The organism is Burkholderia sp. BCC1047 (assembly GCF_902833155.1).
GTDB lineage: Bacteria > Pseudomonadota > Gammaproteobacteria > Burkholderiales > Burkholderiaceae > Burkholderia > Burkholderia sola.
Map to the genome: position 1 here is coordinate 131,127 of NZ_CADFEH010000016.1, position 22,565 is coordinate 153,691.

The 22,565-nt window shown below is 66.1% G+C and carries 23 protein-coding genes; 17 read left to right on the forward strand and 6 right to left on the reverse strand.

Features of this window, described 5'->3' with window-relative positions:
* The first annotated feature begins 121 nt into the window (after positions 1-121).
* The 4 genes from HWX55_RS18265 (at position 122) to HWX55_RS18280 (ending at position 1,550) form a co-directional block, all read left to right on the forward strand.
* A complete protein-coding gene (locus HWX55_RS18265) occupies positions 122-487 on the forward strand; it encodes a type II toxin-antitoxin system RelE/ParE family toxin (RefSeq protein ID WP_011546384.1) in 366 nt (121 codons plus the stop codon).
* Positions 480-800, forward strand: a complete 321-nt coding sequence (locus tag HWX55_RS18270) for a DNA-binding transcriptional regulator (protein ID WP_050014296.1) — start codon at positions 480-482, stop codon at positions 798-800. Before HWX55_RS18265 ends, HWX55_RS18270 begins: the two co-directional genes overlap by 8 nt.
* A gap of 70 nt (positions 801-870) precedes the next feature.
* Positions 871-1,332, forward strand: coding sequence for a hypothetical protein (locus HWX55_RS18275; RefSeq protein ID WP_175976732.1), 462 nt, complete (start codon positions 871-873; stop codon positions 1,330-1,332).
* A complete protein-coding gene (locus tag HWX55_RS18280; RefSeq protein WP_006477594.1) occupies positions 1,332-1,550 on the forward strand; it encodes a hypothetical protein in 219 nt (72 codons plus the stop codon). Before HWX55_RS18275 ends, HWX55_RS18280 begins: the two co-directional genes overlap by 1 nt.
* 128 nt (positions 1,551-1,678) lie before the next feature.
* On the opposite strand, the gene HWX55_RS18285 is transcribed toward HWX55_RS18280, so the two are convergent.
* Positions 1,679-2,515, reverse strand: a complete 837-nt coding sequence (locus HWX55_RS18285) for an FTR1 family protein (protein WP_175976733.1) — start codon at positions 2,513-2,515, stop codon at positions 1,679-1,681.
* Between the two features lie 12 nt (positions 2,516-2,527).
* Positions 2,528-2,860 (reverse strand): cupredoxin domain-containing protein, encoded by a 333-nt coding sequence (locus HWX55_RS18290; protein ID WP_006488047.1) that lies wholly within the window; start codon positions 2,858-2,860, stop codon positions 2,528-2,530.
* A 330-nt stretch (positions 2,861-3,190) separates the two neighbouring features.
* Between HWX55_RS18290 and HWX55_RS18295 the strand changes: the two genes are divergently transcribed.
* Positions 3,191-3,391, forward strand: coding sequence for a heavy-metal-associated domain-containing protein (locus HWX55_RS18295; protein ID WP_175976734.1), 201 nt, complete (start codon positions 3,191-3,193; stop codon positions 3,389-3,391).
* 72 nt (positions 3,392-3,463) lie between these two features.
* Here HWX55_RS18295 and HWX55_RS18300 read toward each other — a convergent pair whose 3' ends face one another.
* Complete coding sequence (locus tag HWX55_RS18300) at positions 3,464-4,954, reverse strand: aldehyde dehydrogenase (protein WP_175976735.1); 1,491 nt, start codon at positions 4,952-4,954, stop codon at positions 3,464-3,466.
* Positions 4,955-5,042: 88 nt separating this feature from the next.
* The gene (locus HWX55_RS18305) at positions 5,043-5,594 is read right to left on the reverse strand and encodes a cupin domain-containing protein (RefSeq protein WP_011546390.1); all 552 of its coding nucleotides are present in this window, start codon (positions 5,592-5,594) and stop codon (positions 5,043-5,045) included.
* Positions 5,595-6,049: 455 nt separating this feature from the next.
* Here HWX55_RS18305 and HWX55_RS36125 point away from each other — a divergent pair, with 455 nt between their 5' ends.
* The 11 genes from HWX55_RS36125 (at position 6,050) to HWX55_RS18355 (ending at position 18,924) form a co-directional block, all read left to right on the forward strand.
* On the forward strand, positions 6,050-6,232 hold the full coding sequence (locus tag HWX55_RS36125; RefSeq protein ID WP_006488040.1) for a hypothetical protein: 183 nt from the start codon (positions 6,050-6,052) through the stop codon (positions 6,230-6,232).
* A gap of 284 nt (positions 6,233-6,516) precedes the next feature.
* Positions 6,517-7,302 carry a gamma-glutamyl-gamma-aminobutyrate hydrolase family protein gene (locus HWX55_RS18310; RefSeq protein WP_175976736.1) on the forward strand — a complete coding sequence of 262 codons (786 nt, stop codon included), beginning with the start codon at positions 6,517-6,519 and terminating at the stop codon, positions 7,300-7,302.
* Between the two features lie 28 nt (positions 7,303-7,330).
* Positions 7,331-8,668: a glutamine synthetase family protein gene (locus HWX55_RS18315; protein ID WP_050014290.1), complete on the forward strand. Its 1,338-nt coding sequence runs from the start codon at positions 7,331-7,333 to the stop codon at positions 8,666-8,668.
* 35 nt (positions 8,669-8,703) lie between these two features.
* Entirely contained in the window at positions 8,704-10,146 is a 1,443-nt protein-coding gene (locus HWX55_RS18320; RefSeq protein WP_124680335.1) for an aspartate aminotransferase family protein, read from the forward strand.
* A 62-nt stretch (positions 10,147-10,208) separates the two neighbouring features.
* The gene (locus tag HWX55_RS18325; protein WP_175976737.1) at positions 10,209-11,324 is read left to right on the forward strand and encodes a polyamine ABC transporter substrate-binding protein; all 1,116 of its coding nucleotides are present in this window, start codon (positions 10,209-10,211) and stop codon (positions 11,322-11,324) included.
* A gap of 186 nt (positions 11,325-11,510) precedes the next feature.
* Positions 11,511-12,665: a polyamine ABC transporter ATP-binding protein gene (gene potA, locus HWX55_RS18330; protein ID WP_175976738.1), complete on the forward strand. Its 1,155-nt coding sequence runs from the start codon at positions 11,511-11,513 to the stop codon at positions 12,663-12,665.
* 10 nt (positions 12,666-12,675) lie between these two features.
* Positions 12,676-13,662 (forward strand): ABC transporter permease subunit, encoded by a 987-nt coding sequence (locus HWX55_RS18335; protein ID WP_175976739.1) that lies wholly within the window; start codon positions 12,676-12,678, stop codon positions 13,660-13,662.
* On the forward strand, positions 13,659-14,498 hold the full coding sequence (locus HWX55_RS18340) for an ABC transporter permease subunit (protein ID WP_175976740.1): 840 nt from the start codon (positions 13,659-13,661) through the stop codon (positions 14,496-14,498). The genes HWX55_RS18335 and HWX55_RS18340 overlap by 4 nt, the downstream gene beginning before the upstream one ends.
* 113 nt (positions 14,499-14,611) lie before the next feature.
* Entirely contained in the window at positions 14,612-16,198 is a 1,587-nt protein-coding gene (locus HWX55_RS18345) for a DUF3138 family protein (RefSeq protein WP_175976741.1), read from the forward strand.
* Between the two features lie 94 nt (positions 16,199-16,292).
* Positions 16,293-17,597, forward strand: coding sequence for an FAD-dependent oxidoreductase (locus tag HWX55_RS18350; protein ID WP_175976742.1), 1,305 nt, complete (start codon positions 16,293-16,295; stop codon positions 17,595-17,597).
* Between the two features lie 25 nt (positions 17,598-17,622).
* A complete protein-coding gene (locus HWX55_RS18355; protein WP_175976743.1) occupies positions 17,623-18,924 on the forward strand; it encodes an FAD-binding oxidoreductase in 1,302 nt (433 codons plus the stop codon).
* A gap of 55 nt (positions 18,925-18,979) precedes the next feature.
* Here HWX55_RS18355 and gor read toward each other — a convergent pair whose 3' ends face one another.
* On the reverse strand, positions 18,980-20,335 hold the full coding sequence (gene gor, locus HWX55_RS18360) for a glutathione-disulfide reductase (protein ID WP_175976744.1): 1,356 nt from the start codon (positions 20,333-20,335) through the stop codon (positions 18,980-18,982).
* Between the two features lie 241 nt (positions 20,336-20,576).
* Positions 20,577-20,801, reverse strand: a complete 225-nt coding sequence (locus tag HWX55_RS18365) for a hypothetical protein (protein ID WP_050014343.1) — start codon at positions 20,799-20,801, stop codon at positions 20,577-20,579.
* Positions 20,802-21,171: 370 nt separating this feature from the next.
* On the opposite strand from HWX55_RS18365, the gene HWX55_RS18370 reads away from it, so the two are divergent.
* Positions 21,172-22,532 (forward strand): IS3 family transposase gene (locus HWX55_RS18370; RefSeq protein ID WP_175976745.1). Its coding sequence is split into 2 segments (ribosomal slippage): positions 21,172-21,634 and positions 21,634-22,532, totalling 1,362 coding nucleotides; the frame shifts between segments, so codons are not numbered across the junction.
* Positions 22,533-22,565 lie beyond the last annotated feature (33 nt).

The following is a 22,565-nucleotide window of genomic DNA, read 5'->3' on the forward strand; positions in this document are numbered from 1 at the left end:
ACGGGATGGCCTCTCGCCGGGCCGTCCCGACCGCGTGCGGGCGCGAAGCAGGCCGTTTGGCCAGGTCGAAATATGTACCACGTAGTGGTATATAATCCTGTGCTAACTCGACCGGCTCGACATGTCTGCTTCCGTACGACGCGTCTTCAAGACGAAGTGGTTTCACAAGGCAGCCGGGAAAGCGGGAATCGCCGATGGCGAGCTCTGCCGCGCGGTGCGGGAACTGGCCCGCGGCCAGGGCGTCGATCTCGGCGGCAACGTGTGGAAGAAGCGTCTGGACGGCAATCGACAGCGCGGAATCGTGCTGGGCAAGGTCGGGCACACGTGGGTGTTCGTGTTCCTGTTCGCGAAATGCGACCGCGACAACATCGACGCATGCGAACTGCGCGCGTTCAGAAAGCTCGCCGCGGACGTAGGTCGACACACCGACAGCGACATCGCGACGCTGGTCGCACTGAAAGAGCTTGTGGAGATTTGCAATGGCTAAGGGTCGATTCAAGAGCGACGCGACGGAGGCGGTCCACAGCGCCGCGTCGGGGCTGTATCGCGCCAACCTGATCGACAAGAAGACGATGCGGGAATACGACGATCTCTGCATCGAAGCCGCGCCGCAGTTCGATCCGGAAGCGATCGCCCGCATCCGCAAGTCGGTCAACGTCAGCCAGAGCGTGTTCGCGCTCTACCTGAACACGACGACATCGACGATCCGCCAATGGGAACAGGGCGACAAGCGGCCCAGCGGCATCGCCGCGCGCATGCTCCAGATCGTCGAGAAACACGGGCTCGAGGTGTTCTCCTGAGCCGGCTTCCCCGAATGCCCCTGCACGGCCCCCGCTGGACGCGCGCCGCAACGACTATGACGGAGAGACAATGGTAAGACTGTTTGGATGCGGATTGCTGGCGCTGACGTTCGCGTCGACGGGCTGGGCCGCCGAGCACTATGTCGAGGTCTGGAACCCGCCCGAGGCGCGGCACCCGGCGGCGCGTACGCCGGACGCCCGTACGCCGGCCGCCCGCCCAGGCGTCGACGTGCGCACCGGCAAGCGCGCGGAGAAGCACGTGAGCGCCACGCCGAAAGCCGCTGCGAAAGCGCCCAAGCGCCGCGTCGCGCAGGCCGTGAAAGCCGGCTCGAACCGCCCGGCCGCGACCGACACCCCGGCCGCCCCGCGCCCCGTCGCGCACCCCGCACCCGGGCGTCTCACGGTGATGCAGCCGGCCGCGCCGGACGCGACGCGCGCGCTCACCTTCTCCGACATCCCGCGTCAATACACGCCGGACGGCAACGTGCTGCAGGTCGGCACGCAAGGCCGCTCCGCGGAGGTGACTCGATAATGGAAGCGCAGACCTACCACGGCTACCAGATCTGGGGCCACGCGATCCTGCAGCAGGACGAGATCATGCAGCCCGAGCGCTTCGCGGCGAGCGGCACGATCACGCAGAACAACCGGCTCGTCGAGGCGTCGGGCGTGCTCGGCGTGTTCGACACCGAAGACGACGCGCGCGACGCAGGGCTCGAATGGGCGCGCGCATGGATCGACAACCACAGCTGACCGGACGCAACCGCGCGCATCTGCGGCGGCCGTCGCCGGAGCCGCTCAGGCGCGGCGCGAGCCGCAAATGAAAGAAGGGGCGTCCATGACGCCCCTTCTTTCATTCGAACCCGGAAGCCCGCAAACACTCACGCCGCGGCATGCGGCGGCCTCACCGTCTGCTGCGGCCGGCCGACGAGCCGCGCCAGCACGACGATCGCCACCAGCGTCGCGACGTACGCGGCGATCTGGATGCCCGCCGGACGCGCGGTATAGCCGATCAGCGTATGCAGCGCCTTGCCGACGATGCTCGATTCCTTGAGCAGCCACGACGTATCCCAGACCGCATCGCCCCACGACGGCACGAGGCCGGCGGCCAGCAGGAAGCCGACGCACTGGCTCGCCATGCCCGCGGCAAGCAGCACGATCAGCGCGTTCGTGACGGAGAACAGGCGCTTCAGCGGAATCTGCAGCAGGCCCGCATACATCGCGTAGCCGAGCCCGGCGCCGCCGAGCACGCCGAGCAGCCCGCCGGCGATCATCTGCGGCGTCTGCCCGGGCTCGCCCGCCGCGATCCCGTACAGGAACAGCACGGCCTCGGAGCCCTCGCGCAATACCGCGACGCCGACCACGATCGCGAGCCCCGTCAACGGCCGGCTGCCGGCCGCGACCGCGCGGCCGACCTCGCCCATGTGCAGCGCCATTTCGCGGCCGTGCCGGCTCATCCAGATGCAGTGCCACGCGAGCATCAGCGTCGCGACGAACATCACGCCCGCGTTGAAGACTTCCTGCCCCATGCCGGACGCCCATTGCGAGATCACGTCGGCGAACGCCGCGATCAGGCCGGCGCCGACCACGCCGCCGACCAGCCCGCCGCTGACCCACCAGCCGCGCCGCGGCACGCCCTTCGTGGCGGCCATCACGATCGAGACCACCAGCGCGGCCTCGAGCACTTCACGAAAGACGATCAGGGCAGTAGACAGCATGTCGGTATCGGCTTACTTGACGGTCAGGTGCGTCTTCGACTGCGCTTCGTGATACTCGTCGTGGAACTCGTAGGTGCCGGCCTTCAGCGGCCCGACCAGGATCTCGACCGACTTGCCGGCCGGCACGACCTTCTCCGCCTTGAAGTCGTCGCTTTCGAATTCCGCGGGCGTCGCATCGAGGTTCTTCACGACGAACTTCACCTTCTTGCCGGCAGGGATCGTCACGCCGTCGGGCGAAAACTTGTGGTCCTTCAACGTCAGGTTGACGACGTCGTCGGCGGCGAAGGCGGACGTGGCCGAGGCGCCCAGCAGGGCCAGTGCGAAACCGATAGCGAAACGAGTCATGTGCGTAATGAGCGGAAATATTGAAGAGAATCGATACTAAGATCGATTCGCATTTTCACCTCCGAGTACCCTTACTCGGCGCATGGAGATCACGCGCCGTCGCTCGCGCGCACGCGTTGCCACACAAGGCTCTGCCGAATTTCGCCGGCAATGTGCAGCCGTCAATCGGGGCAAATTCGGACTGACGCGCGCACACGAATGGCTATTCGTCAGACTTCAGCATTACAAATCGCTGATGCAATGCGCATCGTTGCAGGCAGCACTTGACCTTCCCACCATGGCAAGCTTCATGCTGCACGTACTCATCAACCACCCACCCCGGAGAACACGATGGAATTCGAAGTTCAGGACATGACCTGCAGCGGCTGCGCCAACGCCATCACGCGCGCGGTAACGGCCGCCGACCCCGCCGCGAAGCTCGACATCGACGTCGCGGCGAAGATCGTCAAGGTCGACTCGGCGCAAGGCGCCGCGCGCGTGCAGTCGATCATCGAAGCCGCCGGCTTCCATCCCGCGCTGCGCACCGCGTAACGCGCGCCGAAGGCCGCGGGCGCAGCGCCGGACGGCGACGCGCCCGCGGCCGCGCCCATGGCCGGCGGCGTGTCAGCGCAGCCGGATCAGCGTCGACTTCAGTTCGGTGTATTTCTCGAGCGCATGCAGCGACTTGTCGCGACCGTTGCCCGACTGCTTGTAGCCGCCGAACGGGAAGTTCATGTCACCGCCCTCGTCGTAGCAGTTCACCCACACGGTACCCGCACGCAGCCGGCGCGACACGTCGTGCGCGGTCGTCAGGTTCGACGTCCACACGGCCGCGGCCAGCCCGTATTCGGTGTCGTTCGCGATCCGCACGGCCTCGTCGACGTCGTCGAACACGATCACCGACAGCACGGGCCCGAAGATTTCCTCGCGCGCGATCTTCGCATCGGGCTTCACCTCGAACACCGTCGGCTCCACATAGAAGCCGCCCGTTTCCGCGTTCACGCGCGCACCGCCGGTGACGAGCCGGCCTTCGCTGCGGCCCGCCTCGATGTAACCGAGCACGCGCTCGAGCTGAATACCGTCGACGATCGCGCCCATCGACACCGACGGATCGAGCGGATTGCCCGGCACGTACGCGCGGGCGGCGGCGATGAGCTTCTCGATGAACGCGTCCTTGATGTCGCGATGCACGAGCAGCCGCGAGCCGGCCGTGCACATCTCGCCCATGTTGTAGAAGATCGCGCCGGCCGCCGTTTGCGCCGCGCGGTCGAGATCGGGGCAATCGGGCAGCACGATGTTCGGCGACTTGCCGCCGAGTTCGAGCCACGCGCGCTTCAGGTTCGACTGCGCCGCATACTGCATGATCAGCTTGCCGACCGCCGTCGAGCCCGTGAACGCGATGCAGTCGACGTCGCGATGCAGCGCGAGCAGCTTGCCCGGTTCGCCCGCGCCCGGCACGACGTTGAACACGCCGGCCGGGATACCGGCCTCGAACGCGAGCTGCGCGACGCGAATCGCGGTCAGCGGCGATTTCTCCGACGGCTTCAGCACGACGCTGTTGCCGGCCGCGAGCGCGGGGCCGAATTTCCATGCGGCCATCAGGATCGGGAAGTTCCACGGCACGACGGCGGCCACCACGCCGACCGGCTCGCGCGTGACGAGACCGACGAGATGGTGATCGGCCGGCGCGACCTCGCCGCCGACCTTGTCGATCGCCTCGGCGAACCACTCGACGCAGTACGCGGCGCCCGGCACGTCGACCGTCGTCGTGTCGCCGATCGGCTTGCCCGCGTCGAGCGTCTCGAGCAGCGACAGTTCGTCGAGATGCGCGCGCATCAGCGCGGCCCAGCGCAGCAGCACGGCCTTGCGCGCGCGCGGGTTCAGGCCGGCCCATACGCCCGCATCGAACGCGCGCCGTGCGGCCGCGACGGCCGCGTTCACGTCCGCTTCGCCGCAATCGGCGACCTTCGCCAGCACGCGGCCGTCGATCGGGCTCACGCAGTCGAACATCTTGCCGCCGTGCGCGTCGCGCGACGCGCCATCGATGAATGCGCGCCCTTCGATCTCGAGCGACGCCGCCTTGTGTTGCCAGTCAGCCAAAGTCAACTTGTTCATCAGGATGCCTCAGTGTTTTGACATTCGCGATGCGGCACGCCGCGCGCGTGGCGCGCAGACGGCCCGCAGCGAATGCGGTGACGCGCGGTCAGAAGGTTGCCGGCGAATTGGCCGACACGACCTCGCAGATCAGTTCCGCGCTGGGATTGCGAAAACGATGCGGCAAACGGCTTTCGAAGTAGTAGCCGTCTCCGGGGTCGAGCAGCCACGTCGCGCTATCGACGGTCAGCTCGAGCCGGCCCGACACGACGACGCCGCCCTCGTGCCCCGCGTGCACCAGCATCTCGGGCCCCGTATCGGCCAGCGGCTGGTAGATCTCGCGCAGGATGCACATGTTGCGGTCCTTCACGTTCGCGCCGACCAGGTGAAACGCGAGCGACTCGTTGCCGAGGTTCGGCATCTCGTCGCGACGCGACACGACCGCGCGCGATTCGACGAGCTCGAACGTGAAGAATTCCGCGAGACTCATCGGGATGCATTCGAGCAGTTTCTTCAGCGAGCCGACCGACGGGCTCACGCGGCCCTGTTCGATCAGCGAGATCGTGCCGTTGGTGACGCCGGCGCGTTTCGCGAGTTCGCGCTGCGACAGGCCATGCTTGTTGCGCACGAAACGCAGGCGCTCGGCGACTTCGGTGGACATCGATTCGGTTTCGGACACGATAAGTGCGATGACAAAGTGAAACGACGCGGTGGACAGCCGTTGAATATTCTAATCACTTTATGCCGCACATCAGCGGGGAAAACCCTGAAAGGCGTTCGAAATAATGGACGGCGCATCGACTATTCCTTTTGCGAATCTTTTGTTCGCACTGCTCGGGAAAGCCCTGATGCAGGACCGTTAAAAAACATTTGACGCCGTTATTGGCTCGTATATGCTGGCTCTCAGGTCAGCGTCATCAGGCTTTCACAGGCATCGAAAAGCGTTATCGCAACGCAACAATTGATGCTCGTCAATGTAAATGACGCACGGCCGGCGCCTTGATTATTTTAAACGCCCAGCGCGTCGAAACGATCGGGTGTTCAATACTTTCAACAAACCAGTCGAGTGTAATCGTGAGAGTCCGTGGCCCTCTGGTGAGGTGGGATCGAGGCGATGTGCGAAGTTTGCGCAGCGCCGTTCCCGCTTCCGATGGCAGTTGCGGCTGGCATAGTCCTCGCCTGCTTCACCTGTCGATCTACACCATCCTGTCCCGTCGTTCCGTTCGGCGCCACAACGCCGTTTCCGCACGCGCATTCGTCGCCGTCGATACCGACGAAGTGGCGTCGCTGCTGCCGTAGCGCCTCTCCTTTCTTCACGTCGTTCGTTTTATCTGTCGATTCGCCAACCGCATCGTCCGTGCGGTGACGGAACGCGTTCGCGCATGCGTTGCCGCGTCGCGTATCGCCATGAAACGAACGGCGGCCTGACCGTCGCGCGCAGCGCGGATCGCCACGCCATCCCGTTGCGCCCATTCACCAGCGGCCCTGCGCTCAGCGCCGGGGCTGCGGGGTCGTGTCGCGCCCGCGTTTTGCCGCATTCGGGCCGACGCGCGTCACGTCCCTACGGATTACTGATTGACGTCATGGAAAGGAAACCTCTCGTCGGCATCACCGCCGACCTCACCCAGATCGGCGCGCACGCGTCGCATACGGTCGGCGACAAATACGTCGCCGCGATCGTCGACGGCGCGCACGCGCTCGCGATGGTGCTGCCGGCCCTTGGCGAACGCCAGTCGGTCGGCGACATCCTCGACACGGTCGATGGCCTGCTGTTTACCGGCAGTTACTCGAACGTCGAACCGCATCGGTACGGCGGCGAGCCGAGCGAGCCCGGCACGAAGCACGACCCCGCACGCGACGCGACGACGCTGCCGCTGCTGCGCGCGGCCATCGTCGCGGGCGTGCCGGTGCTTGCCGTGTGCCGCGGCTTCCAGGAGCTGAACGTCGTCTGCGGCGGCACGCTGCATCAGCGCGTGCACGACGTACCCGGCTTCGCCGATCACCGCGAGGACGACGACGCGCCGATGGACACGCAATACGGCCCCGCGCACGTCGTGCGCCTGACGCCCGGCGGCAAGCTGCATGCGCTCGCCGGCGGCCGCGACGAAGCGCACGTGAACTCGCTGCACAAGCAGGGCATCGCGCAGCTCGGCTCGGGCCTCGCCGTCGAGGCCTTCGCGCCGGATGGCCTGATCGAGGCCGTGAGCGTCGTCGACGCACCGGCGTTCGCGCTGGCCGTGCAGTGGCATCCGGAATGGCGACACGCGCAGGACCCGCTGTCGAGCGCGATCTTCCGCGCGTTCGGCGATGCGTGCCGCGCCCGCCGCGCCGAACGCACCCGCGCCATGGCCGCCGCCGCGCTCGCCTGAGCGCGCCCACCAGACAACGAGAACAGACATGCAAGACATCGAAGACTTTCTGAAGCAGCACCGGATCACCGAGATCGAAGCGATCATTCCCGACATGGCCGGCATCGCGCGCGGCAAGATCACGCCGCGCAACAAGTTCACGTCCGGCGAATCGATGCGCCTGCCGCAGGCCGTGATGGTGCAGACCGTCACCGGCGACTATCCGGAAGACGGGTCGCTGACCGGCGTGACCGATCCCGACATGGTGTGCGTGCCCGACACGTCGACGATCCGCCTGATCCCGTGGGCCGTCGATCCGACCGCGCAGGTAATCCACGACTGCGTGCACTTCGACGGCTCGCCGGTCGAGATCTCGCCGCGCTACGTGCTGCGCCGCGTGCTGGACCTGTACAAGGCGAAGGGCTGGAAGCCGGTCGTGGCGCCCGAGCTCGAGTTCTATCTGGTCGACATGAACAAGGACCCCGACCTGCCGCTGCGTCCACCGGTCGGCCGCACGGGTCGCCCCGAAACCGGCCGCCAGTCGTATTCGATCGAGGCCGTCAACGAGTTCGACCCGCTGTTCGAGGACATCTACGAATACTGCGAAGCGCAGAACCTCGACATCGATACGCTGATCCACGAAGTCGGCGCCGCGCAGATGGAGATCAACTTCATGCACGGCGACGCGCTGTCGCTGGCCGACCAGGTGTTCCTGTTCAAGCGCACGGTGCGCGAGGCCGCGCTGCGTCACAACATGTACGCGACGTTCATGGCCAAGCCGATGGAAGACGAACCGGGTTCGGCGATGCACGTGCACCAGAGCATCGTCGACGAGGAAACGGGCCAGAACCTGTTCACGTCGCAGGAAACCGGCGGCGCGACGTCGATGTTCTACAACTATCTCGCGGGGCTGCAGAAGTACACGCCGGCGCTGATGCCGATCTTCGCGCCGTACATCAACTCGTATCGCCGCCTGTCGCGCTTCATGGCCGCGCCGATCAACGTGCAGTGGGGCTACGACAACCGCACGGTGGGTTTCCGCATTCCGCACTCGGGCCCGGCCGCGCGCCGCATCGAAAACCGGATTCCGGGCGTCGACTGCAACCCGTACCTCGCGCTCGCGGCGACGCTTGCAGCCGGCTATCTCGGCATGACACAGCGCCTGGAGCCGACCGAGCCGCTGGTGAGCGACGGCTACAGCCTGCCGTACCAGTTGCCGCGCAACCTCGAGGAAGGGCTGACGCTGATGGCCGCGTGCGAGCCGCTCGGCGAGATCCTCGGGCCCAAGTTCCTGAAGGCGTATTTCGCGCTGAAGGAAACCGAATACGAAGCGTTCTTCCGCGTGATCAGCTCGTGGGAACGCCGCCATCTGCTGCTGCACGTCTAAGCGCGCATCACCGCATACGGAATCACGGAGGAAACATGACTTACCGCAACGAATCTGCCTGGATCCAGCCGGCCGCGCCGAGTGCCGCGGCCGCCGCGCCGCGCGCGACGCAGGCACGCACGACCGCCGAATACCGCGCGCTCGACGCCGCGCATCACATCCACCCGTTCTCCGACATGGGTGCGCTCAACCGCGCCGGCAGCCGCGTGATCGTGAAGGCCGACGGTGTCTACCTGTGGGACTCGGACGGCAACAAGGTGATCGACGGGATGGCCGGCCTGTGGTGCGTGAACGTCGGCTACGGCCGCAAGGAACTCGCCGACGCCGCGTATCGCCAGATCCAGGAACTGCCGTTCTACAACACGTTCTTCAAGACGACGCACCCGCCGGTGATCGAACTGTCGGCGATGCTCGCGGAAGTGACGCCCGCCGGCTTCAACCACTTCTTCTATTGCAACAGCGGCTCGGAAGGCAACGACACCGTGCTGCGACTCGTCCATCAGTACTGGCGCGTGCAGGGCAAGCCGCAGAAGAAGTACGTGATCTCGCGCAAGAACGGCTATCACGGCTCGACGATCGCAGGCGGCACGCTCGGCGGGATGGGGTACATGCACGAGCAGATGCCGTCGAAAGTCGAGCACATCGTGCATATCGATCAGCCGTATTTCTTCGGCGAAGCGCAGCCGGGCGAGACGCCGGAAGCGTTCGGCCTCGCACGCGCGCAGCAGCTCGAAGCGAAGATCCTCGAACTCGGCGCGGAGAACGTCGCGGCATTCATCGGCGAGCCGTTCCAGGGCGCGGGCGGCGTGATCTTCCCGCCGTCGACGTACTGGCCGGAAATCCAGCGGATCTGCCGCAAGTACGACATTCTGCTCGTCGCCGATGAAGTGATCGGCGGGTTCGGGCGCACCGGCGAATGGTTCGCGCACCAGCACTTCGGCTTCGAGCCGGACCTGATCACGATGGCGAAGGGCCTGACGTCGGGCTATGTGCCGATGGGCGCGGTGGGCATTCATGAGCGCGTCGCGCGCCCGATCATCGACAACGGCGAATTCAATCACGGCCTCACGTATTCGGGCCATCCGGTGGCGGCGGCCGTCGCGGTCGCGAACCTGAAGCTGCTGCGCGACGAGGGGATCGTCGAGCGCGTGAAGACCGACACCGGCCCGTACTTCCAGGCGCTGATGCGCGAAACCTTCGCGCGTCATCCGATCGTCGGCGAAGTGCACGGGCACGGGATGGTCGCGAGCCTGCAGCTGGCCGAAGCGCCGGCCGAACGCCGCCGCTTCGCGAACGGCGGCGACGTCGGCACGATCTGCCGCGACTTCTGCTTCAACGGCAACCTGATCATGCGGGCGACCGGCGACCGGATGCTGCTGTCGCCGCCGCTCGTGATCTCGCGCCAGGAAATCGATGAACTCGTGTCGAAGGCGAAGAAGGCCGTCGATGCCACCGCCCAGCAACTGGGCATTTCGTAACGGTTTTGCCTACAGGCGTGCGGCGGGCGCCGCACGCCGCCATCACCCAAGGGAATTCCACCATGCGTGCCTGCTTACTTCGCCAAGCCTGTTCCATCGCGGCCCTTGCCGCGGTGGCCGCGTTCACGTCGGTCGCCAGTCCGTCGGCCCATGCCGAGGACCTGAACGTCTACAACTGGTCCGACTACATCGCGCCGGACACGATCCCGAACTTCCAGAAGCAGACGGGTATTCACGTCAAGTACGACAACTACGACAGCGACGACACGCTTCAGGCGAAACTGCTGGCCGGCAGCTCCGGCTACGACATCGTCGTGCCGACGTCGAACTACATGGCCAAGCAGATCCAGGCCGGCGTGTACCAGAAGCTCGACAAGTCGAAGATTCCGAACCTCGCGAACCTCGACCCGCTGCTGATGAAGATGATCTCGGATGCCGATCCGGGCAACCAGTACGGAGTGCCCTGGGCGTACGGCACGGACGGCATCGGCTACAACGCGCAGGCGGTGAAGAAGGCGCTCGGCGACAAGGCGCCGGTCGACAGCTGGGCGCTGGTGTTCGATCCGGCCAACATGGAGAAGCTGAAGAGCTGCGGCGTGTCGTTCCTCGACCAGGCCGTCGACGTGTTCGCCGCCACGCTGCAGTACATGGGCAAGGATCCGAACAGCAAGAACCCCGGCGACTACCAGGCTGCGTTCGAAGTCCTGAAGAAAGTCCGCCCGCACATCACCCAGTTCAACTCGTCCGGCTACATCAACGACCTCGCGAACAACGACGTGTGCGTCGTGCTCGGCTGGTCGGGCGACGTCGGCATCGCGCACCGCCGCTCGGCCGAAGCGAAGCGTTCGTACGACATCAAGTTCTCCAATCCGAAGGAAGGCGGCCTGCTGTGGTTCGACGTGATGGTGATCCCGAAGGATGCGCCGCACCCCGAGGCCGCGCTGAAGTGGATCAATTACATTTCCGACCCGAAGGTCAACGCGGCGATCACCAACACGGTGTTCTACCCGACCGCGAACAAGGCCGCGCATCAATTCGTCACGCCGGCCGTCGCGCAGGACCAGACCGTCTATCCGCCCGAAGACGTGCTGAAGAAGATGGTGCTGATGAAGCCGATGCCGGCCGAGATCCTGCGCCTCGAGAACCGTCTGTGGGCCCAGTTGAAGACGGGCCACTGATCGCGATGCCCCACGGCGGCGCAGGCATCGCGGCACGCCTGCCCGCCTGACATTCGCGGACCTCCGTCCGCCCGCGCGCCACGCGCGCTGTTCCATCCGGCACGAGCCGTTGCTCGCGAGTCGCGTTGCGCGCCTCGCGTGGGGACGCTCACGCCTGCAATCCGTGAAGAACGAATGGTGACTCCCATGCAATCGATACCCGCTTCCGCTGCTGCACGCCAGACCCAACCGGCCGCCGCGCCGCGTACGCAAAACGACGCGTTCGTGCGCATCGAAAACGTCGTGAAGAAATTCGGCGACAGCACGGCCGTCGACAACGTGAACCTGACGATCGCGAAGAACGAGCTGTTCGCGCTGCTCGGCAGCTCGGGCTGCGGCAAATCCACGCTGCTGCGCATGCTCGCCGGGCTGGAAATGGCGACCTCGGGCAAGATCTTCGTCGACGGCGAGGACCTCGCGTCGCTGCCGCCGTACCGTCGCCCGGTCAACATGATGTTCCAGTCGTACGCACTGTTCCCGCACATGACGGTCGAATCGAACGTCGCGTTCGGCCTGAAGCAGGAAGGTACGCCGAAAAACGAGATCAGGGAACGCGTGGCCGATGCGCTCGCGCTCGTGCAGATGACCAAGTACGCGAAGCGCAAGCCGCATCAGCTGTCGGGCGGCCAGCAGCAGCGCGTCGCACTGGCCCGCTCGCTGGTGAAGCGCCCGAAGCTGCTGCTGCTCGACGAGCCGATGTCCGCGCTCGACAAGAAGATCCGTCAGAAAACCCAGCTCGAACTGGTGAACATCATCGAGAAGGTCGACGTGACCTGCGTGATGGTCACGCACGACCAGGAAGAGGCGATGACGATGGCGAGCCGCCTCGCGGTGATGAGCGAAGGCAAGATCGTGCAGATCGGCTCGCCCGGCGAAGTGTACGAATACCCGAACAGCCGCTTCTCGGCCGAATTCATCGGCTCGACCAACCTGTTCGAGGGGCGCGTGGTCGAGGACGAACCCGATCACATCTTCGTCGAAAGCGACGACCTCGAAAACCGCATGTACGTGAGCCACGGCGTGACCGGTCCGCTCGGGATGCCGGTCGGCATCTCGGTGCGCCCGGAGCGCGTGCACGTGTCGCGCGAGAAGCCGGGCGCGCGGCACAACTGGGCGCGCGGCGTGGTGACCGACATCGCGTACATGGGCAGCTATTCGCTGTACCACGTGCGTCTGCCGAGCGGCAAGACGGTGGTGTCGAACCTGTCGAGCTCGCACCTGATGAACGACGGCGCACCGGCGTGGAACGACGACGTGTTCGTGTCGTGGTCGCCGGCCAGCGGCGTCGTGCTGACGCAGTGAGGACGCCGCGATGAGAACCTCCGCTTCCACGCCTTCCGCGCCGGTGTCGACCGGCGCCGCACGCACCGGCGCGGGCCACGCCCGCCGCGGCCAGTTCGCCGCGCTGTCGCGCTTGCTGCCGTCGGGCCGCACCGTCGCGATCGGCGTGCCGTTCCTGTGGCTCGCCGTGTTCTTCGCGCTGCCGTTCGTGCTGGTGCTGAAGATCAGCTTCGCCGACCAGGTGATGGGCATCCCGCCGTACACGTCGCTCGTCGAGTTCAAGGACGGCGTCGTGCACTTCGCGCTGCAGCTGTCGCACTACGCGTTCCTGCTGCAGGACGACCTGTACGTCGCGACCTACCTCAGCTCGCTGAAGATGGCCGCCGTGTCGACGGTGCTGTGTTTGCTGATTGGCTATCCGATGGCGTACTACATCGCGCGCTCGGAGCCGAACCGCCGCAACGTGCTGATGATGGCCGTGATGCTGCCGTTCTGGACGTCGTTCCTGATTCGCGTGTACGCATGGATCGGCATCCTGAAGGACGACGGCCTGCTGAACCACACGCTGATCGCGCTCGGCATCATCCACACGCCGCTGCGGCTCTATCACAGCGATGCGGGCGTCTACATCGGGATGGTCTATTCGTACCTGCCGTTCATGGTGATGCCGCTCTATGCGCACCTCGTGAAGATGGACCTGACGCTGCTCGAAGCCGCGTACGACCTCGGTGCGAAACCGTGGGTCGCGTTCACGCGCATCACGCTGCCGCTGTCGAAGAACGGGATCATCGCCGGCAGCCTGCTGGTGTTCATCCCGGCGGTGGGCGAGTACGTGATTCCGGAACTGCTCGGCGGCGCCGACACGCTGATGATCGGCCGCGTGATGTGGGATGAATTCTTCAACAACATGGACTGGCCGATGGCGTCCGCGGTGACGGTCGCGATGGTGCTGCTGTTGCTGGTGCCGATGGCGCTGTTCCAGTACTACCAGGTCAAGGAACTGGAGGACGCGAAATGATCAAGCCGAGCAAACCTCTGTCGACGGGCGTTCTCGCCTTCGGCTTCCTGTTTTTGTACATCCCGATCATCAGCCTCGTCGTGTACTCGTTCAACGAATCGAAGCTGGTGACGGTGTGGTCGGGTTTCTCGCTGAAGTGGTACGCGGCGCTGCTGGACGACGACGAGCTGCTGACCGCCGCGTGGCTGTCGCTGAAGATCGGCCTGTTGACGGCCACCGCGTCGGTCGTGATCGGCACGTGGGCCGGCTTCGTGCTCGCGCGCTTCGGCCACTTCAAGGGCTTCACGCTGTACACGGGGATGATCAACGCGCCGCTGGTGATTCCGGAGGTGATCCAGGGGATCTCGCTGCTGCTGCTGTTCGTCGCGCTGGAGCAGATGTTCGGCTGGCCGAAGGGTCGCGGGATGGCGACGATCTGGATCGGCCACGTGATGTTGTGCGTGTCGTACGTGGCGATCATCGTGCAGTCGCGCGTGAAGGAGATGAACAAGTCGCTCGAGGAAGCGGCGCTCGATCTCGGCGCGACGCCGCTGAAGGTGTTCTTCGTGGTGACGCTGCCGCTGATCTCGCAGGCGCTGCTGTCGGGGTGGCTGCTGTCGTTCACGCTGTCGATCGACGATCTGGTGCTGTCGGCGTTTCTGTCCGGGCCGGGCTCGACGACGCTGCCGCTGGTCGTGTTCTCGCGCGTGCGGCTGGGCTTGAACCCCGAGATGAACGCGCTGGCAACGCTGTTCATCACGGCCGTGACGATCGGCGTGATCGTCGTGAACCGGATGATGATCGCGCGCGAGCGGCGCCGGATGGCCGACTTGAAGGCCGCGTTCGCGATGGCCTGAACGCTCGCCTCCTTCAACGATAACAAGCAGTGCAGACAAGCATGACGCGCTGCCCCAGGGGGGGCGCGCGATTCGATCCCGTTTTGACAGGCGCACGACTAGGAGAATCCGCAATGAAGAAGAAACTGATCTGCCTGCTGGTGGCCGGCGCGTTGCCGGGCGTCGCGCTGGCCGGTTCCACCTCCGCCGAAATCAAGGCGCTGCAGGCGCAGGTCGCGGCGCTGCAGAAACAGATGAAGGCGATGCAGGCGCAACTCGCCGCGAAGCCGGGCGGCGCGACGGCGGCGACGGCCGGCGCGAGCGGCGGCATGGCCGGGGGCGGCAACGCGGTCGCGGTCGCCGCCGATCCGGGCTCGCCGGATTACGGCCGCGCACGCGCCACGCTGACCAACGACGAGGTCAGCGAAATGAAGCAGCAGATCGCGAACCAGCAGCTGAAGGTCGACTCGCTGACAGACGCGGCCACCACGGGCCCGCTCGCCGGCCTGTCGGTCACCGGCTACATCGATCCGACCTACATCTACAACCGCGCGGCCGGCACGTCGTCGTTCCTGTTCGCGAACCACGAGAACGCATACAACTACTTCAACAGCACGTTCGGCGACCTCTACCTCGACATCAAGAAGACGTTCGGCGTCGGTCCGATGGCGCCGTCGGCCGAAATCACGTTGATGCCGAACCGCGGCAACGGCATCACGCTGCTGCAGAACTCGCGCGGCTCGATCACCGACAACCTGCTGAACACCGCGGTCATCAACGTGCCGATCACCGCCGAGACGACACTCGTCGCCGGCCTGATCCCGAGCTTCGGCGGCTACGAAGTGCAGCAGTCGAACCAGATGCTCACGCTCACGCACAACCTGCTGTACGATTTCTCCGATCCGGGCAGCTACGTCGGCGTCGGCGCGAACTACACGAAGGGCGCCTGGGCGTGGAAGTTCTTCCTCGGCAACGAGCAGTACCGCACGTACGGTTCGGTCACGCAGACGGGCACCAATGCGCTCGGCGACCCGATCACCACGAGCAACAAGGTGCCGACCTTCACCGCGCGCGCGGACTACACGTGGTCGAGCGCACTCGATATAGGCGGGTCGTTCAACATCGGGCGGCAGACGCTGTCGAGTGCGATCGACGACCAGGGCAATGTCCACTACGGCCCGGGCGGCGCGGCGCCGAGCGGCTACGGTTCGTTCTTCTTCGGCGAACTCGACGCGACTTACACGCTCGCCGATATTCAGTACAACGCCGAAGTGGACTACGGCCGGCAGCAGCATGCGGCGTTCAACGGCGGGCTCGCGCAGTGGTACGGGCTGTCGCTGCTCGCGCACCGCAAGTTCAACGCACCGGTGGTCGGCCGCATGGGCGTGACGCTGCGCTACGACCTGCTCGCGAACTCGAAGAACGGCGGCGGCGGCGGCGGCATCGCGCTGAACGGCAACGGGATGGACCCGAGCAACGGCTTCGGCGTCGATGCGGACTGCCTCGCGCAGTCGAAGGCCGGCGGCGGCCTGGGCTTCGAGTGCAAGGGCGCGGTGCGCCAGGACGTCGCGCTCGACCTGCTGTTCTATCCGACCCAGCAGATCACCGTGAAGGTCGAATACCGGCACGACTGGGCGAACAACAAGGTGTTCCTGCGCAACGACGGGTCGTACGGCAAGTCCAACGACCTGCTCGCGACGCAGTTCATCTATTCGTTCTGATGCGGCACGCGCGGGGCGCCGTGCCGCACGCACGGCGTCCCGCGCCGTTTTCCGGCTGCGCGCTGGTCGCAGCCTTGTCGAGGGAGTCGGTTTGATGACGCAGTCTTTCACCCGCCGCGCCGAGGCGCTCGCGCGCGACTCGTACTACGAAGCCACGGCCGCACGGCCCGTGGCCGACGATCCGATCCTCGAGGAGACGATCGACGTCGACGTCTGCGTGATCGGCGCCGGTTTCGCGGGCCTGTCGACGGCGCTCGACTGCCGCGCGCGCGGGCTGTCGGTCGCGGTGATCGATGCGCACCGGCCCGGCTGGGGCGCGTCGGGCCGCAACGGCGGCCAGGCGATCGCGGGCTTCGCGAAAGACGAGGTGATCGAGCAGCAGCTCGGCGCGGACGGCGCACGCGCCGCGTGGTCGCTGTCGCTCGACGGCGTCGCGCTGATCGCCGAGCGCATCGCGCGCTACGGGATCGACTGCGACTTCACGCGCGGCTACCTGACCGTCGCGACGAAGCCGCGCCGCGTCGACGACCTGCGCGCGTGGATGAATGCCGCGACGTCGCGCTGGGGCCACCCGTCGCTCGCATGGCTCGATACCGGCGAGATCCACGCGCGCATTGCGTCGACGCGCTACCTGGCCGGCGTGCACGATCCGCTGTCGGGCCACCTGCATCCGCTCAAGTATTGCCTCGGCCTCGCCGATGCCGCACGCCGCGACGGCGTCGCGCTGTACGCGCACACGCCCGCGCTCGACGTCGTGCGCGGCGCGCGGCCCGTCGTGCGCACGCCGTCCGGCGAAGTGCGCTGCCGCTTCGTCGTGTCGTGCTGCAACGCAGGCCCCGGCGGCGTGCTGCCGGCCGCGACCGCCGCGCGCATCGCGCCGATCGCGTCGTACATCATCGCGACCGAGCCGCTCGGCCGCGCGCGTGCCGACGCGCTGATCGCGCGACGCGAAGCCGTGTGCGACAACAACTTCTTCCTCGATTATTTCCGGCTGTCGGCCGACGACCGGATGCTGTTCGGCGGCCGTGCGAATTCGGCCGGCGCGTCGCCCGCCGCGCTCGCCGAAGCGATCCGGCAGCGCATGGTCGGCGTGTTCCCGCAGCTCGGCGACGTGCGCGTCGAGCACGCGTGGGGCGGCTTCGTCGACGTCACGCGCAACCGCGCGCCTGACTTCGGCGCGATCGATCCGAACTTCTTCTACGTCCAAGGCTTCAGCGGGCACGGCGTCGCGCTCACCGGCGTCGCCGGACGCGCGGTCGCCGGCGCGATCGCGGGCGACACGCGCGCGTTCGATCTGTTCGCACGCGTGCGTCACCGGCGCTTTCCCGGCGGCGACGCATGGCGGCAACCGGCACTCGAGCTCGGGATGCTGTATCACCGCGTCCGCGAGCTGTTCTGAGCCCTCTCACTCCGCCCTCCTCATCATGCAGACATTCGCCAACCAGCCGCACGTCGCGTCGTACTACGCGGCGACCGCCAACGACACGACCCGCCACGCGCCGCTCGCCGGCTCGACCGACGCCGACGTATGCGTGATCGGCGCGGGCCTCACGGGCCTGTCCGCCGCGCTCAACCTCGCCGAGCGAGGCCATTCGGTCACCGTGCTCGAAGCGTCGCGGGTCGGATGGGCGGCGAGCGGCCGCAACGGCGGCCAGTTGATCGGCGGCTTCGCGTGCGACATCGACACGTTCGCGCAATTCATGCCGGAAGGCGACGTGAAGCGGATCTGGGACATGGGGCTCGAAACGCTGTCGCTCGTGAAGTCGCGCATCGCGCGGCACGACATCGACTGCGCGCTGGTGCCCGGCTACCTGACCGCGGCGAACACCGAGCGCGACGCCGATGCGCTGAAACGCTGGCGCGACGAAGCCGCGAAGCGCTTCGGCTACGACCGTTTTCACTTCGTCGAAGCGGAAGAACTCGGCGACTACGTGCAATCGGCGCGCTATTGCGGCGGCCTGTACGACCCCGACAGCGGCCATCTCCACCCGCTCAACTACACGCTCGGCCTCGCGCGGGCGGCCACCGACGCGGGCGTGCGCATCCACGAGGACAGCTGCGTGACGCGCGTGCGCGACGTGTCCGGCGGCCACGTCGTCGAGACGAGCGGCGGCAACGTGCGTGCGCGCTTCGTCGTGCTCGCGTGCAACACCTACGTCGGCACGCTAGCACCCGCATTGTCGAAGAAGATCATGCCGGTCGGCACCTACGTGATCGCGACCAAACCGCTCGGCGAAGCGCGCGCCGCCGCGCTGATGCCCGCGCGCGCGGCGATCTGCGACAGCCGCTTCGTGCTCGACTATTTCCGGCCGGCGCCCGACACGCGGCTCGTGTGGGGCGGCAAGGTCAGCTATTCGACGCGCGAGCCGCGCGATCTCGCCGCGGCGATGCGCGCGGACATGCTGAAGACGTTCCCGCAGCTCGCGGACGTGAAGGTCGACTATGCGTGGGGCGGCTTCGTCGACATCACGATGAACCGCGCGCCGCATTTCGGCCGCATCACGCCGACGACCTACTTCGCGCAGGGGTTCTCGGGGCACGGCGTGAACACGACCGCGCTCGCGGGCAAGCTGATCGCCGAGGCGATCGACGGACAGGCGAGCCGCTTCGACCTGTTCGACAAGATCCGGCATCGCGACTTCCCGGGCGGCGAGGCGCTGCGCACGCCGGCGCTGGTGCTCGCGATGAGCTGGTATCGGCTGCTGGACGCGTTCGGCGTGCATTGAGCGGCGTACGCCCGCGAAATACGGCCGCGTTGAAAACGCGACCGCCCGCTTCCCGCTAGTCGCCCACCTTCTGCCGCATCGTCACGAACTCCTCGGCCGCGGTCGGATGAATGCCGATCGTGTCGTCGAACTGCGTCTTCGTCGCGCCCGCGCGAATCGCGATCGCGATGCCCTGGATGATCTCGCCCGCGTCGCGGCCGACCATGTGCGCGCCGATCACGCGCTGGCTGTCGCGCGCGACGACGAGCTTCATCAGCGTGCGCTCGTCGCGGCCCGACAGCGTGTGGCGCAGCGCCTTGAACGACGTGCGGTAAATGTCGACGTCGCCGAGCGTGCGCCGCGCATCGGCCTCGGTCAGGCCGACCGTCGCGACCTCCGGCTGGCTGAACACGGCCGACGGCACGTACGCGTGATCGACCGCCACGCGCGAGCCGCCGAACAGCGTACGCGCGAGCAAGCCGGCGTCGCGCGTCGCGACCGGCGTGAGCTGCGGCCGCGACGTGACGTCGCCGATCGCATGGATCGACGGCACCGACGTCGCCGAATACGCATCGACGGCAATCGCGCCGCGCGCATCGAGCAGGATGCCCGCCTGCTCGAGCCCGATCCCGTCGACGTTCGGCACGCGGCCGGTCGCATAGAGCACCTGATCGTACGGCCCGTGCCGCGCGTCGCCGACACGCACGAACAGCGCGCCGTCGTCCGCGCGCTCGATCGATTCGATCACCGCGCGCGGATGAATCGTGACGCCCTGCTTCGTCATCTCGTCGGTCAGGAACTGGCGCACGTCGTCGTCGAAGCCGCGCAGGATTTTTTCGCCGCGATAGAACAGGTCGACGTGGCTGCCGAAGCCGTTGAAGATGCCCGCGAATTCGACCGCGATATAGCCGCCGCCGACCACCGCGATGCGCTTGGGGCACGTCTCGAGCGACAGCGCCTCGCGCGACGTGATCGCATGTTCGATGCCGGGCCGCGGCGGCAACGACGGCCGCGAGCCGGTCGCGATCGCGATGTGGCGCGCGCGGATCGTGCGCGCGCCGATCGCGACGGTATGCGCATCGACGAGCGTCGCGCGGCCGGCGTGCATGTCGACGCCCGATTGCCGCAGCAGGCTGATGTAGATGTCGCTCAGCCGGTTGATCTCGCGATCCTTCGCGGCGATCAGCGCGGGCCAGTCGAGCGTGCCGGCGCCGAAGGTCCAGCCGAAGCCCTTCGCGTCGTCGACTTCGTGCGGGTAGTGCGATGCGTAGACCAGCAGTTTCTTCGGGATGCAGCCGCGCAGCACGCAGGTGCCGCCGATCTGCTCTTCTTCCGCTATGCCGACGCGTGCGCCGTATGACGCGGACAGGCGCGCGAGCCTCACGCCGCCCGAGCCGGCGCCGATGACGAACAGGTCGTAGTCGAAATCCATCGCATTCCCTCATCGCAGTTCGGATGGGGTGACGATAGCAAGATTCGGGGATTCGTGCGGCGCGCGGTGCGTGCCGCGCGTCCAATAAAAAACGGCGAGAGACGTGGCCTCTCGCCGGTCAAACCGGCTGGCGGTTGTGCCATGCGTCACCGATCGACCGCATGCCCGACCTGCCGATTGCGCGGCACCGGTCGGCCCAGGCGCGCGAAGGGCGCGCCCGCGGCCGGACCGGCCGCCATGCTCATGCCTGCGACGTGTCGCTGCCGTCCGTCGCCTGCGTATCGTCCGCCTGCTGCGGCTGCTCGTCCTTCTTCTCGAGCAGGCCTTCGATCGCCTCGGCGCCCTTGAAACCGGCGACGGCCGCGGCCGCCTTGGTCAGCAGGCCCGCATCCGGATCCACCTTTTCCACGCCTTCGACGGCGGCCACTGCGCCGGCGATTTCGCCCACGACGTTCAGGATACCCATCGTCATCCCCTTTCAAGAAAATCGTGAGCGCATCGTCCCACGAAAGAAACCGGCGGACCGTGTTTGTCATCGCCGGATACACAAGTTACGTACAGGCCGGCCGCGCTCGCCGCGCGCCACCGGAACGACGCACGCGCATGCCGGACGGCATGCCACGCGCGATGCACGCAGCGTAGCGGAAAGCCCGTGCGTGGACTGTAAAAGTATGTTGTGGATTGCCGACGGATCGCTTACGGCGCCGCACGTCCGCAATGGAGCGTTCGCCGAATAGTCGGGCGCGCGTATGAAGTGCGCGTGACGAAAAAAAAGAGGCTCCGCGTGAACTGCACCCCAAAAGTTGGACACTAGTCCAACCTTTGGGGTGTTTTACATGACGAAGTACAACGAGCAGTTCAGACAAGGCATCGTTGACGAGTATCTGGCCGGCGGAATTGGCATCAAGTCGCTGGCTGCCCGGCACGGCGTGGGGCGTACGGTGATCCGGCGCTGGGTCGCAAGCTACCGGGAGCATGGCAGTGCGGGATTACGCAAGAAGCACACGCACTACGATGCGGAGTTCAAGCTGTCGGTACTGCGGCGCATGTGGAGAGATGAGTTGTCGTACGGTCAGGTCTCGGCCTTGTTCGACATTCGCGGCGCCGGCTGCGTTGTAGGCTGGGAGCGCCTGTATCATGAGGGTGGTATCGATGCACTGTCCCCTCGCCGACGAGGACGCCCCCGAAAGATGACCGCTTCGCTTCCACCGAAACCCACCCAATCCGACAAACCGGACGAACGCTCGCGCGAGGAATTGCTCAAGGAAAACGAGTATCTGCGCGCGGAGGTAGCGTACTTAAAAAAGCTCGATGCGCTGCTGGCCAAGAAGCAGGCAGCGCAAAAGAAAAAACGCAAATAGTGCGAGAACTGCGGGAGCACCATCCGGTAGCGGCCCTGCTGAAGGTGGCTGGTTTGGCGCGCAGCACGTTCTATTACCAGCTCGGGACGCTGAACGCCGAGGATCGCCACGCCGATTTGAAGGCAAAGATCCGGACGGTGTTCGACCATCACAAGGGCCGCTACGGCTATCGGCGCGTCACCGCTGCGATTCGGCAAGCCGGGCATCTCGTCAACCACAAGGCCGTGCAGCGGCTGATGCAGCAATTGCAACTGAAGTCCTTGGTGCGCCCGAAGAAATATCGTTCCTGGCGAGGTGAGGTCGGTCAGGCCGCCCCAAACTTGCTGCAACGTCAGTTCAGTGCCACGCAAGTCAACCAGAAGTGGGTGACGGACGTGACGGAATTCAACGTCGGCGGGCAGAAGCTGTACCTGTCGCCGGTGATGGATCTATACAACGGCGAGATCGTGGCTTACCAGATGGAGCAACGTCCAACCTTCAAGTTGGTCAGCAGCATGCTGAAGAAGGCATTGGCCAAACTCAAACGCACGGACAGGCCGTTATTGCATTCGGACCAAGGCTGGCAGTACCGGATGCCGGCGTTTCGTCGGCAATTGAAGCGACGCAAGCTGACTCAAAGCATGTCGCGCAAGGGAAACTGCCTGGACAATGCTGCGATGGAAAGCTTCTTCGGCACGCTCAAGTCCGAGTGCTACAGGGGACATCGCTTCACTTGCGTGGAGCATTTGCGCGACACGCTCGAGCGCTACATCCACTACTACAACCACGAACGCATTAAGCTCAAGTTGAAAGGGCTGAGTCCCGTGCAATACAGGACTCAGCCCTTGGGCACCTAGTCTTCAACCGTCCAACTTCGTGGGGTCAGTTCA